The sequence below is a fragment of the Endoryza foliicola genome, from assembly GCF_050589245.1.
Lineage (GTDB): Bacteria > Bacteroidota > Bacteroidia > Chitinophagales > Chitinophagaceae > Endoryza > Endoryza foliicola.
Genome location: NZ_JBOBEW010000001.1, coordinates 825,705 through 838,669, shown reverse-complemented (window position 1 = coordinate 838,669; position 12,965 = coordinate 825,705). Strand labels below are relative to the sequence as shown.

The window sequence follows — 12,965 nt, the reverse complement described above, 5'->3', positions numbered from 1 at the left end:
CAGAATCGTTTTTGCGTCCAACTGGGCGCGTCTTCAAACAACTTAATAACTAAAAAACTAAACCACATAACAACTCCTTGTCTACATATTCCTCCTATACTGCCCTCCCACCGCATACAAGGCTCTCGTTATCTCACCCAAAGAACAATACTTCACGGTTTCCATCAACTCTTCAAACAAATTTCCATTCTCGATCGCTTTCTTTTGCAAAGCCTCCAATGCAGATTTGCTTTTCTGTGCATTGCGATTTTTGAAAGCATTCAAATTGGCTATCTGCTGTTCTTTTTCTTCGGTTGTACTTCGAATTACTTCGCCGGGAATAACAGTAGGACTGCCATTCTTATTCAAGAAAGTATTCACTCCAATGATAGGTAACTCTCCCGTATGTTTCTGATGTTCGTAGTATAAACTCTCTTCTTGAATTTTATTACGTTGGTACATTCTTTCCATGGCACCCAATACGCCACCACGTTCTGTGATTCGATCAAACTCAGTCAACACAGCTTCCTCCACCAAGTTCGTCAACTCTTCCACGGCAAAACTTCCTTGAATAAAATTCTCAGACTTCGCTGTTCCTAACTCCCGATTAATGATCAACTGAATGGCCATCGCTCTTCTTACACTCTCTTCTGTTGGTGTAGTGATGGCTTCGTCGTAAGCATTGGTATGAAGACTATTACAGTTATCATAAATAGCATACAAGGCCTGCAAAGTGGTTCTGATATCATTGAAATCAATCTCTTGCGCATGCAAACTTCTTCCCGAAGTTTGAATATGATATTTCAATACTTGACTTCTGGAATTAGCCTTGTACTTATACCTCATCGCCTTCGCCCAAATTCTACGCGCTACTCTTCCAATTACACTGTACTCAGGATCCATCCCATTACTGAAGAAGAAACTTAAGTTCGGAGCAAAGTCATCAATATTCATTCCTCTGCTCAAATAATATTCAACATAAGTAAATCCATTCGCCAAGGTAAATGCCAATTGAGTAATAGGATTCGCACCCGCCTCAGCAATATGATACCCACTTATTGAAACACTGTAGAAATTGCGCACCTGTTCTCTAATAAAATACTCTTGCACATCTCCCATTAACTTCAACGCAAATTCAGTAGAGAATATACACGTGTTTTGCGCCTGATCTTCTTTTAAAATATCGGCTTGAACGGTTCCTCTAACTTGGGTAAGTGCCTTCTTTTTTAATTCAATATACACTTCGGCAGGCAACACTTCATCTCCACTCAATCCCAACAAACGCAGCCCCAGTCCATTGTTCGACTCAGGCAATACGCCCGGTGCCAAAGGGTTGTGATATACAGGACGATTACCATCAGGATACTTTTCTTTTGCCTTTTGCTCTACCTCATCCCACAATCCATTTTCAGTGATGTACCTTTCGCATTGCTGATCAATGGCCGCATTCATAAAAAAGGCCAAGAGCATGGGAGCCGGACCGTTAATGGTCATTGAAACGGATGTCTTAGGATCACACAAATCGAATCCACTGTACAATTTCTTCGCATCATCAACAGTAGCAATGCTTACCCCACTGTTTCCAATTTTACCATAAATATCAGGACGATGATCAGGATCTTCTCCATACAAGGTTACACTATCAAATGCTGTACTCAAACGCTTGGCAGGTTGATCGCTCGACACATAGTGAAAGCGCTTGTTCGTGCGCTCCGGACCACCTTCGCCGGCAAACATACGCGTGGGGTCTTCTCCTTCACGTTTCAAAGGAAATACACCGGCTGTATAAGGGAATGAACCGGCTACATTTTCTTGCGACAACCAAATTAAAATATCACCCCAGTCTTTAAACTTGGGTAAACTCACCCGAGGCAATCGAGTACCACTTAAACTGGTAGAATAAAGTGGTTGCTTGATTATTTTGTCGCGAACCTTGTATTCATAGAAGTCTTTCTGATACGACTGTACCAATTCACTCCATTGCGAAAGTGCCTGCTTCGACTCATAAGTCAATTGCTGCTCATAATGATGGATCTGTTGATCCAAAGCGGCTTGTAAAGCAACTTCATTACTGCCAATGGCATCTTTAGCCCCTTTTAATTGATAAAGTTTACTTGCAATTGCCGCTTGTTCTTCAATTCGCTTATCGTAATTACGGTTGTTTTCGCTGATCTCACTCAAATAACGTACACGACTAGCCGGAATCACTGATTGCCCTAATTGAGCTGTTACATCAAAAGAGTAGGTTCCAAAACTCACACCGGTTTTGTCGGCAATTTTTTGAATCAATAATGAAAAGAGCTTGTTCACTCCTTCATCATTGAATTTACTAGCCATGGTTCCTACAATTGGGAGGCTCTCATCGGTAGCCGTCCATAAATTATGATTTCGCTTGTATTGCTTTTTTACATCGGCGAGTGCATCTAAAGCACCTGCTTTATCAAACTTATTGATACACACCAGATCAGCATAGTCTAACATGTTGATCTTCTCTAACTGAGACGCAGCGCCGTATTCAGGCGTCATCACGTACATGCTCACATCACAGAAATCGAGAATAGAAGCGTCGCTTTGACCTACACCGGCGCTTTCCAAAATCACAAAATCGAATCCGGCTTTTTTGCAAATGGCAATCGCTTCTGTTACATAGGCACTCAACGCTGTATTGTCGTCACGAGTAGCCAAACTTCTCATATAAGCACGGGGATGAGAAATCGAATTCATTCGTATACGATCGCCCAACAATGCTCCACCTGTTTTCTTTTTAGAAGGGTCAACCGATATTACGGCGATGGTTTTATCATGAAAATTATTCAGGAAACGTCTCACAATTTCATCGGTTACAGAGCTCTTTCCTGCGCCACCGGTGCCGGTAATACCCAAAACAGGAATGCCATTGGTGGCTTCAACCGCTTCTCCTTTTCCTGCTTCTGCCAAGGTGATGGCACGCGCAATGCGACGAATGTCTTTAGCCTCATCTAACGGCAGTTTGCCATTCCACGTAGCCGCTGCATCCCAATAAGAAGGTTTCGAAGGAAGTACTACTTCGGGCTTGCAGGTATTGATCACGTCTTCAATCATCCCTTCCAGTCCCATTTGTCTTCCATCATCGGGTGAATAAATGCGCGTGATTCCGTATTCGTGAAGTTCCTTTATTTCTTCGGGGAGAATGGTGCCACCGCCACCACCGAAAATCTTAATATGTCCGCAGCCATTCTGATCCAGCAAATCCTTCATGTATTTGAAGAATTCAACGTGACCACCCTGATAGCTGGTAATTGCTATTCCATGTGCATCTTCTTCAATGGCTGCTTCTACAATTTCCTTTACAGAACGATTGTGGCCCAAATGAATAATCTCGGCTCCCTTACTCTGCATAATTCTGCGCATAATATTGATGGCAGCATCATGCCCATCAAACAAACTCGCAGCCGTAACAATCCTGATTTTCATTGATTTAGAACTTTAGCTAACAAAGGTAATAAAAAAAGCTAATGACTGTTAGCAATTGCATAGAGAGTTTAGTTTTAGAAACGAAGCAATGAAACAGCCTTTCTTAAAGAAAACGATGCCGGCTTCAATCTATTTCATTTGTTAGGCCGAGTTAATAATAAAGTGAATGAAATAACTAATTTTCTAATTATCGCTTTTTTCTTTGCGAAACGCTGCTTTCAACTTAGTTTCACCTGCAAATTCTCTCAAACACAACAGCATGAAACTGATTCGATTTGGAGCCGTGGATGCGGAAAAACCCGGCGTTTTATTGGCCGACGGAACGCGCCTCGATGTGAGCGCTTTTGGCGAAGATTATACAGAACAATTCTTCGCTACTGATGGACTGACAAGATTGAAGAATTGGTTGTCAAACAATCAAGCTTCTTGTCCGGTTGTAAGCAACGAAGTTCGTCTTGGTCCTCCCACCACTCGACCCTCAAAAATCATTTGCATCGGTTTGAACTATTCCGACCATGCGAAAGAAAGTAATATGCAATTGCCACCCGAACCGGTGGTGTTCTTTAAAGCTACTTCCGCAATATGCGGCCCTAATGATCCATTGATCATCCCTCGCAACAGTACCAAAACCGATTGGGAAGTGGAACTTGCCGTAGTAATTGGCAAACGCGCTTCGTATGTTAGTGAAGAAGAAGCGTTGAACTATGTTGCAGGATACATGCTTCACAACGACTACAGCGAACGCGCATTCCAATTGGAAAGAGCCGGTCAATGGGTGAAAGGTAAGAGCTGCGACAGCTTTGCCCCACTCGGACCCTTCCTCGCCACTCCCGATGAAATCAAAGATGTTCACAACCTTCGTTTGTGGTTATCAGTAAACGATAAAATGTACCAAGACGGAAATACTTCCAACCTCGTTTTTAAAATCCCTTTCCTGATCTCTTATTTGAGTGAATTCATGAGCTTGCTTCCGGGTGATATTATTAGTACCGGAACGCCTGCAGGCGTGGGTTTGGGCCAAAAACCCGATCCTATTTACATCAAAAAAGGAGATGTGATTAAACTAGGAATTGAAGGTTTGGGTGAAAGCACTCAAACTGCCATCTAACCCTTAAATACAGACGATATGCGCCATTGCCTTGCTCTGGATCTGGTTGACGATCCGGCCTTGATTGCTGAATACGAACGCTACCACAAAAATGTGTGGCCCGAAATTGTTGCAAGCATACGCGACAGTGGTATCACTGCGCTTGATATCTACAGAACAGGAAACCGCTTGTTCATGATCATCGAAGCAGATGAAACTTTTAGCTTTGAACGCAAAGCAGCAATGGATGCTGCCAATGGAAAAGTACAAGCATGGGAAGAATTAATGTGGACCTTTCAACAAGCATTACCGGGCTCAAAGCCGGGAGAAAAATGGAAACTCATGACCCAAATTTTTGAATTACCATGAGCATCGATTCACACGTACATTTTTGGAAATACGATAAGAAGAAACACGATTGGATCACCGACGATATGAAAGTGCTTCGTCAGAATTATCTGCCTGAAGACCTTTCCATGATCACCAGAAGAAACGATATCCAAGGTGTTGTGGCCGTGCAAGCCGATCAATCTGAACTAGAAACCCACTTCCTCGTAGAACTGGCGCAAACGCATCCTTTGATCAAAGGCGTAGTGGGGTGGATTGATTTGAGAAACGATAACCTTCAAGAGAGACTAGACTACTTCAACCAATACCCCATTATCAAAGGCTGGCGTCATATTGTTCAAAGCGAACCCGATGATTACTTACTCAATAAAAAATTTCAAGAGGGCGTAGCCTTACTTAAAGAATACGATTACACCTATGATATTTTGGTATACCACCATCAATTGCCGGCTGTAGCATCTTTTGTAGAAGCCTTACCCGATCAAGCTTTCATCATTGATCATTGCGCAAAACCGAATATTAAAGAAGCAAAAATTACCGAATGGAAGCAGTGGATGCGTACCATTGCAAAACATCCAAATGTGTATTGTAAGATTTCAGGGCTATTCACCGAAGCCGCTTGGAAAGAATGGCAACCGGCCGATTTCTATCCCTATCTGGATGTTGTTTTCGAAGCATTTGGAACCGACCGTTTGGTGTATGGAAGTGATTGGCCGGTTATTTTAGTAAGCGGTATTTATGTTCAATGGAAAAGCTTACTCGAAAAATATATGGAGGGCATGAAACCCGAAGTAAAAGAAGCCATTTTCGATACCAACGCAAAACGATTTTATAAACTTGATTCGATCGCTTAATTATGGATTTACATCTTCAACAAAAAGTATTCATTGTAACGGGTGGAGCCAAAGGAATTGGCGCAGCTATTAGTAAAACGCTCGCAGAAGAAGGTGCTTCTGTTGTGATTGCGGGTCGTGATAAAAACGACAACCAAAAAATGGTAGATGAAATTGTGCTGGCCAAAGGAAAAGCCACTTCGCATACCATTGAATTGGCCGATCCTGAAGCATGCAAAGAACTGATTCAATTTACAGTAGATAAATTCGGTCGACTAGATGGCTTGATCAACAACGCCGGCGTGAACGATGGAGTGAGTATTGAAGAAGGAAGTCCGGAAGCATTTATGCAATCTATAGTGAAGAACTTAAGCCATATTTACAACCTTACTCACTACGCGTTACCGCATCTAAAAACAAGTAAAGGTGTGGTTATCAATATTGGATCGAAAGTAGCGGAAACCGGTCAGGGCCGCACTTCCGGCTACGCAGCATCCAAGGGTGGCATGAATGCCCTCACCCGCGAATGGGCTGCCGCTTTCCTACCATACGGTATCCGCGTGAACACTGTTATTCCGGCTGAAGTGTGGACCCCACTTTATGCTACCTGGATCAAAACCTTCGAAAACCCCGATGCAAAACTGAAAGAAATTACGTCAAAAATTCCATTCGAACAGCGCTTTACCACTTCTGAAGAAATTGCCAATATGGTGGTATTCTTAGCCAGCGATCGTTCTTCGCACACTACAGGACAAATCATTTATGTAGATGGTGGTTATACGCATTTAGACCGAAGCCTCACTTAATTCAACTTACAACTTAACGATACATGCCAACAACAGAAAAAAAGAACAGCTACTTAGTGCCCTTTATCTTGGTCACTACATTATTCTTCCTTTGGGCCTTTCTTCACAACATCAACCCAATTTTGATTCCCCATTTGAAGAAAGCTTGTCAGCTAACCAATACACAATCTGCATTCATTGATACCGCTGTATACCTTGGCTATTTCACAATGGCCATTCCTGCTGGTATTTTCATGAAGAAATACGGATACAAAAAGGGAATTCTCTTAGGACTCATTTTATATGCTGTTGGAGATTTACTTTTCATTCCGGCTGCCGGATCATTGAGTTATGCATTGTTCTTAACCGCTTTGTTCATCACTGCCAGCGGTGCAACTTTCTTGGAAACAGTTGCTAATCCTTATATCACGAAATTAGGCGATCCCGCTACTTCAGAACAACGATTAAATTTCGCTCAGTCCTTCAACGGCGTAGGTTCTGTTGTTGCTCCATTAATTGGTGGAAGTTTTATTCTTACCGGAATTGAACACAGCGAAACTGAAATCAAAGCAATGGATGAAGCCACCCGTCAGGCTTACTTTCTAAGCGAAGCAGCTACGGTGAAAATACCCTACTTAGTAATCGCTATCATCGTATTAATAGTAGCTGCATTGTTCTTTGTTGCACGCATTCCTGAAATCAAAGAAGGGGGTGATGATGCACACGATCATCGTTTCTCAACTCGTGTACTGCGTCACTCTCATGTTAAATGGGCGGTTATTGCGCAATTGTTTTATGTAGGTGCCCAGGTTTGTGTGGGCAGCTTCTTCGTTCGTTTTGCAGGAGAAATGATGCAGATGCCGGAGAAGAAAGCTGCTGTGGTGTGGGGAACCATTGCCATGGTTGGTTTTATGCTCGGTCGATTTGTAGGAACCTTCCTTATGCGTTATATCAGTGCCGCGAAACTGCTTAGCTTATACGCTATCATTAATGTATTGTTGTTATTAGCCGCCATGTTTGCCAAAGGGTCTGTTGCTACGTATGCGGTGGTAACGGTACCTTTCTTTATGTCGATCATGTTCCCCACCATTTTTGCCTTGGGTATTAAAGATATTGGGGAAGAAACCAAATCTGCTTCTTCATTTATTGTAATGTCAATTGCAGGTGGCGCATTCTTCCCGTTATTGATGGGATTGATTGCCGATAAAACCGGAACCATGCAACCGGCCTATATTGTACCATTGCTTTGCTTCTTAGTGGTATTGTATTATGGATGGAAAGGACATCAAGTAAAATCTGTTCAATCATAAACTTTTTTCTATGTTACGTTTGGATCACAAAACAGCAGTTATTACCGGTGCAGGAAGTGGAATTGGAAAAGCAATGGCCGTATTGTTTGCACAACAAGGTGCTTTCGTTCACATATTAGACATGGATGAAAACGGAGCTAATGCCACTGTTAAAGAAATTCAAGAAGCAGGCGGCGGTGCCAGTTTTCACAAGGCAGATGTAAGTGATCAGGCCGCCATAAAAGCCATCATGGATGCTATTGCTTCCAAAACAGGAACTATTCATATTCTCATCAACAATGCAGGGATCGCTCATGTAGGAAGTGCTTTGAATACAGAGGAAGCAGACTTCGACCGACTGATGCGCGTAAATGTGAAAGGTGTTTACAACTGCGTTCACACTGCTTTACCATATATGATCGATAAGAATGCAGTAATTCTTAATCTTGCGTCCATCGCAGCAAGTATAGGTCTTCCCGATCGTTTCGCTTACAGTACTACAAAAGGAGCCATCGTGGGAATGACGCTGTCAATCGCGAAAGATTACATTAATAAAGGAGTGCGTTGTAACTGTATCTCTCCTGCTCGAGTTCATACTCCTTTTGTTGATGGCTTCATTGCAAAGAATTATCCCGGTAAAGAAGCAGAGATGTTTGAGAAACTCTCGAAAACGCAACCCATTGGCAGAATGGGTCAACCCTCCGAAATCGCCTTCCTCGCACTTTATTTATGCAGTGACGAAGCAGGTTTCATAACCGGTTGCGATTACCCAATTGATGGAGGATTTATTAAACTCAACAATTAAATTTTTGCGATATCACTCAAAGGTTACCCTGTAGCACTTGAATAGCTTCAGGGTAACTTTACTCTCAAACAGTCGGCGGCTCTCTCCTATTTTTCCGATTTGATAGCTACTCCATCAACGATCGACAACGTACGCTAGCTTTCTTTTTTGTGTTTCTTCCTTAATTTGCACTAAAATCATTGTTATGCGTGCCATACTGTTGCTCCTTTTATTTTTCTCGTTGAATACGTTCGCACAAGACCCCTGGAAAATTTCAGCCACCAACTTCGACACTAAGAATTATTATGGAATTACCGTTGCAAACGGAATGATTGGAATTGTTTCTGCACCCGAACCCTTCAAAGTAAAAGATGTGGTACTTGCGGGAGCCTACGATCTTTACGGTCGCGGCAGAGTGAGCAATTTCCTTAGAAGCTTCAACTTGCTCAACATGCGCCTCGAAATTGACGGGCGGAGCATCGGAATTAATGAAGCAAAAAACTTTAAGCAAGAATTGAACATGCGCGAAGCTTCTTTCACTACAAGCTTCGAATACTCAGATAAAGCAACTGTAGAATATACGTACTACTCGCTTCGTCAATTGCCTTTCACAGTATTAATGGATGTAAGCATTACTCCCAAAAAAGATATTAGCATTACCGGTTCAAGTGTAATGGAAGCACCCGATGCATTGAAGGATGTTGAGAATTATTACAATGAAATTGATCGGCCGCATGTTGTAATTAGCCTGCTCACCTCACAAGCCAAAAGCCCTACAGGCAAATTGTTGATGTGCGCTTCTAATACTTTTTTATTCAGCGAACCGCACGGTTCAGAACCGAGAGTAATTCATGAAATGTGGGATAACAACATGCATCTCATGAAATTCACCAAAACATTAAAGGCAGGAAACACGTATCGTTTCTCCATTGCAGGATCTTCCATTACTTCCGCACACCACGACGATCCATTGAATGAAGCAGAAAGACTTACACTCTACGCAAAACTTGAAGGAAGAGAACGCTTAATTCAATTTCATAAAAAAGCTTGGGATCAACTGTGGTCGAGCGATATTTCCATCGAACCTTCTGCACCTCAATACGCGGCAGAAGTAGCACAAACTCAACAAGACGTACACAGTATGATGTACCATTTGTATTCTTTTGTTCGCCCCGGCACCGCCCTCTCTCCTTCTCCTATGGGATTAAGTGGCTTAGGCTACAATGGACACGTATTTTGGGATACTGAATTATGGATGTACCCCGCGTTATTAGTGTTGCACCCTGATCTAGGAAAATCAATGGTGGAATACCGCTACCAACGATTGGATGCTGCCAAGCGAAATGCATTTTCAAAAGGATTCAAAGGGGCGATGTTTCCATGGGAAAGTGCCGCCAGTGGCGTAGAAGAAACACCGGTGTGGGCTTTGAGCGGTCCTTTTGAACACCATATTACAGCATGCGTTGCTATTGCTACCTGGAACTATTTCCGAGTAAGCAAAGACACCGTTTGGCTTCGCGAAAAAGGTTGGCCGATCCTCAGCGCCACAGCCGATTTCTGGACTAGCCGTGTAGAACGTAACGGCCCCGGACATTACGATATTAAAAATGTAGTTGCTGCCGATGAATGGGCTGAAAATGTAGACAACAACGCTTTCACCAATGCAGCCGCCAAGGCCAACTTACAGTTTGCTACCAAAGCAGCTGCTATTCTAAAAATAAAAGCAGATCCCGATTGGATGAATGTTGCAGCCAATATCCCCATACTAAAAATGGAAAACGGAGTAACGCAAGAACATGCCAGCTATAAAGGAGAGGGCATTAAGCAAGCCGATGTGAACCTGCTCTCTTATCCTTTGAAAGAAATTTCCGATACCGCATTAATGATGAAAGATCTTGAATTTTACAGTGAGCGAGTGCCCAATGAAGGCACTCCGGCTATGACACAGGCTGTTTTTACCACACTCTACTCCAGATTGGGAAAGGGCGACAAAGCTTATCATTGGTTCAAAGATGCTTACATTCCCAACTTGAACCCACCTTTTAGAGTGATTGCTGAAACAAAAGGGGGTACCAATCCTTATTTCGCAACAGGAGCTGGCGGTATTGTTCAAAGCATGTTGATGGGATTTGGCGGATTAGAAATAACGGATAAAGGAATTATTAAAATAAAAACGGCTTTGCCTAAAGAATGGAAGTCGGTGAAAGTAACGCTCGAAGGAAAAACAATAAATTAAACCGTATTCAAAAGATAGAAAGCCTGAAGTAACGCTGTTACTTCAGGCTTTCATTTAAACCTCTGAGAAAACACGACCCAAAAACACAAAACCCCAAACGAACAACCTATAGTATTGAAAACGAACCACTTCACCCTCAAAATCAGAAGGTCTCTATCCGCTTTCTCCAAAAATTCCTTCAATTTTCTCAAAATTCCGTATTTTGCGTTCCAGTGAAACGCATTGCTACCATACTTCTGCTCAGCCTCCTGTTCTTCAATTGGTACGGATACCGATTGTGGACAGACCTGATGAACAATAAAGCAGAGAAGGAATTGCAAGCAAAATTAGACCGCCTCGACTACGATGATGCCCAACTCATCGAAATGCGTGTTCCACTGAATCTTCCTTATCATAACGACTGGACTGAATTTGAACGCTACAACGGTTCTATTGAAATCAACGGCGTTCATTATAACTATGTAAAGCGTAAAGTTGAAAAGGGAGAGTTGGTATTGCTTTGCTTACCTAACGAAGAAAAGCAATTACTCCAATCGGCTCGCGATCAGTTCTTCAAATTAGTGAACGATCTCAACCAGCCAAACTCGAACAAGAAATCTGCTCCCTCAAGCGCAGGAGCTCAAAAAGCATTATTTGCTGAATACAAGCAAGAAAAAAATCAATGGTTATTAGAGGCACCCATTCAAATGCAGGGCGCTCTAATTGGTTATGAACCTATCTTCGCGACGCAGTATTTCAAAGGCTGCTCAGAACAACCTCCCGACCAGGCATAATCAATAAAAAAACCATCAATCTCATTTGCCCTAACTCAGGGCTGTATTTTATTTAGTTTCAGATGAAAGCATGGATATTGGCATTCGCCACTTCACTCGTATTTATTAGTTGCCAGGAAAAAGACTATAAAGCCTACACAAACAACCCTTTTCTTTTCAGTAAAACAGTAAAGAAATTGAACGATGTTGTGTTAGAAAACAATTTTGCCCCAATGGTGGCATCACGCAACTATGCGTATGCTTCTATAGCAGCTTATGAATGTATGGTTGCAGGCGACTCAACCTATCAATCGCTAGCAGGCCAAATAAAACATTTTCCTGTGATGCCAAAACCGCAAGCAGGAACTTCCATCGATTTTCCGCTGGCAGCTATGTTGGCCTTTACAAAAGTGGGTAATGCCGTTACATTCCCCGAAGGAAGTTTGATGGGCTACTATGAATCACTAAAACAAAGTGCCGATTCTGCCGGAATGCCTTCCGATGTTCTCAAAAACACGGTAGCTTTCTCAGATACCATCGTAGCAACTGTTTTAGCTTGGTCCAAAAAAGACAATTACGCTCAAACGCGTACTTCCTCTCGCTACACTGTTTTGGATTCTCCCGGTCGTTGGGTTCCAACTCCTCCGCAATACACTTCTGGAGTAGAGCCACACTGGAGAGAGATCCGCACACTCGTACTTGATTCCGCTTCAGAATGTATGCCTGTTCGCCCTCCCGTTTTTGATATCAACAACAGAAACGGCGTATACTATAAAGCTTTAATAGAAGTAAAGAATATCGGCGACAGCTTAACAGATGAACAAAAACATATTGCAGATTTCTGGGACGACAATCCTTTCAAACTCGTAGTTACAGGACATGCTCAATACGCCGTGAAGAAATTCTCTCCTCCCGGCCACTGGATGAACATTGTTGGAATTGCAGCGCAAAAAGCCAAAGCAAATTTCAGCGCTACCGTTGCCGCATATGCGGAAACTTCCATTGCTATGTTTGAAGCATTTATTAGTTGCTGGGATGAAAAATACCGCAGCAATTATGTTCGCCCCGAAACCATCATCAATAAATATGTAAGTGCTGATTGGAGACCTTATATTCAAACCCCTCCTTTCCCTTCTTACACCAGTGGCCATGCTACTGTTAGCGCAGCCACTGCTGAAGTTTTGACAGCACATTTCGGTGAAAACCTTTCTTTCACCGATACATCTCTTCTGGAATTCGGAATCAAAAACAGAGAAATCAAATCTTTCCGCTCAGCAGCCGCTGAAGCGGCCATGTCTCGCTTGTACGGCGGTATCCACTACCGCTTCGATAATGAGAATGGAGCCGTTGCCGGAAAGAAAGTTGGCGAGTTGGTAATACGTCGTTTGCGTTTGAAAAAATAACGTAAACCGCACATTT

10 protein-coding genes are annotated in these 12,965 nt (G+C 42.6%); 9 read left to right on the top strand and 1 reads right to left on the bottom strand.

Annotation, left to right across the window (positions count from 1 at the left end):
* Positions 1–81: 81 nt before the first annotated feature.
* Positions 82–3,432: a methylmalonyl-CoA mutase family protein gene (locus ACQ2HE_RS03575; RefSeq protein ID WP_430901398.1), complete on the bottom strand. Its 3,351-nt coding sequence runs from the start codon at positions 3,430–3,432 to the stop codon at positions 82–84.
* 259 nt (positions 3,433–3,691) lie between these two features.
* On the opposite strand from ACQ2HE_RS03575, the gene ACQ2HE_RS03570 reads away from it, so the two are divergent.
* The 9 genes from ACQ2HE_RS03570 (at position 3,692) to ACQ2HE_RS03530 (ending at position 12,949) form a co-directional block, all read left to right on the top strand.
* Positions 3,692–4,540: a fumarylacetoacetate hydrolase family protein gene (locus ACQ2HE_RS03570; RefSeq protein WP_430901396.1), complete on the top strand. Its 849-nt coding sequence runs from the start codon at positions 3,692–3,694 to the stop codon at positions 4,538–4,540.
* 18 nt (positions 4,541–4,558) lie between these two features.
* Positions 4,559–4,888, top strand: a complete 330-nt coding sequence (locus ACQ2HE_RS03565) for an L-rhamnose mutarotase (RefSeq protein ID WP_430901394.1) — start codon at positions 4,559–4,561, stop codon at positions 4,886–4,888.
* A complete protein-coding gene (locus ACQ2HE_RS03560) occupies positions 4,885–5,721 on the top strand; it encodes an amidohydrolase family protein (RefSeq protein ID WP_430901392.1) in 837 nt (278 codons plus the stop codon). The genes ACQ2HE_RS03565 and ACQ2HE_RS03560 overlap by 4 nt, the downstream gene beginning before the upstream one ends.
* Before the next feature lie 2 nt (positions 5,722–5,723).
* Positions 5,724–6,506, top strand: coding sequence for an L-fucose dehydrogenase (locus tag ACQ2HE_RS03555; protein ID WP_430901390.1), 783 nt, complete (start codon positions 5,724–5,726; stop codon positions 6,504–6,506).
* 23 nt (positions 6,507–6,529) lie between these two features.
* Positions 6,530–7,795 carry an L-fucose:H+ symporter permease gene (fucP, locus tag ACQ2HE_RS03550; protein ID WP_430901388.1) on the top strand — a complete coding sequence of 422 codons (1,266 nt, stop codon included), beginning with the start codon at positions 6,530–6,532 and terminating at the stop codon, positions 7,793–7,795.
* 10 nt (positions 7,796–7,805) lie between these two features.
* Positions 7,806–8,579: an SDR family NAD(P)-dependent oxidoreductase gene (locus ACQ2HE_RS03545; protein ID WP_430901386.1), complete on the top strand. Its 774-nt coding sequence runs from the start codon at positions 7,806–7,808 to the stop codon at positions 8,577–8,579.
* A 184-nt stretch (positions 8,580–8,763) separates the two neighbouring features.
* The gene (locus ACQ2HE_RS03540) at positions 8,764–10,794 is read left to right on the top strand and encodes a glycoside hydrolase family 65 protein (RefSeq protein WP_430901384.1); all 2,031 of its coding nucleotides are present in this window, start codon (positions 8,764–8,766) and stop codon (positions 10,792–10,794) included.
* Positions 10,795–11,006: 212 nt separating this feature from the next.
* Positions 11,007–11,567, top strand: a complete 561-nt coding sequence (locus tag ACQ2HE_RS03535) for a hypothetical protein (protein ID WP_430901382.1) — start codon at positions 11,007–11,009, stop codon at positions 11,565–11,567.
* A 62-nt stretch (positions 11,568–11,629) separates the two neighbouring features.
* Positions 11,630–12,949 carry a vanadium-dependent haloperoxidase gene (locus ACQ2HE_RS03530; protein ID WP_430901380.1) on the top strand — a complete coding sequence of 440 codons (1,320 nt, stop codon included), beginning with the start codon at positions 11,630–11,632 and terminating at the stop codon, positions 12,947–12,949.
* The last annotated feature ends 16 nt before the right edge of the window (positions 12,950–12,965 follow it).

Bases quoted from the DNA above. Each gene is read 5' to 3' on its own strand.
- ACQ2HE_RS03545 (WP_430901386.1), top strand. From the start codon at position 7,806: ATGTTACGTTTGGATCACAAAACAGCAGTTATTACCGGTGCAGGAAGT.
- ACQ2HE_RS03530 (WP_430901380.1), top strand. From the start codon at position 11,630: ATGAAAGCATGGATATTGGCATTCGCCACTTCACTCGTATTTATTAGT.
- fucP (WP_430901388.1), top strand. From the start codon at position 6,530: ATGCCAACAACAGAAAAAAAGAACAGCTACTTAGTGCCCTTTATCTTG.
- ACQ2HE_RS03570 (WP_430901396.1), top strand. From the start codon at position 3,692: ATGAAACTGATTCGATTTGGAGCCGTGGATGCGGAAAAACCCGGCGTT.
- ACQ2HE_RS03575 (WP_430901398.1), bottom strand. From the start codon at position 3,432: ATGAAAATCAGGATTGTTACGGCTGCGAGTTTGTTTGATGGGCATGAT.
- ACQ2HE_RS03555 (WP_430901390.1), top strand. From the start codon at position 5,724: ATGGATTTACATCTTCAACAAAAAGTATTCATTGTAACGGGTGGAGCC.
- ACQ2HE_RS03560 (WP_430901392.1), top strand. From the start codon at position 4,885: ATGAGCATCGATTCACACGTACATTTTTGGAAATACGATAAGAAGAAA.
- ACQ2HE_RS03540 (WP_430901384.1), top strand. From the start codon at position 8,764: ATGCGTGCCATACTGTTGCTCCTTTTATTTTTCTCGTTGAATACGTTC.
- ACQ2HE_RS03565 (WP_430901394.1), top strand. From the start codon at position 4,559: ATGCGCCATTGCCTTGCTCTGGATCTGGTTGACGATCCGGCCTTGATT.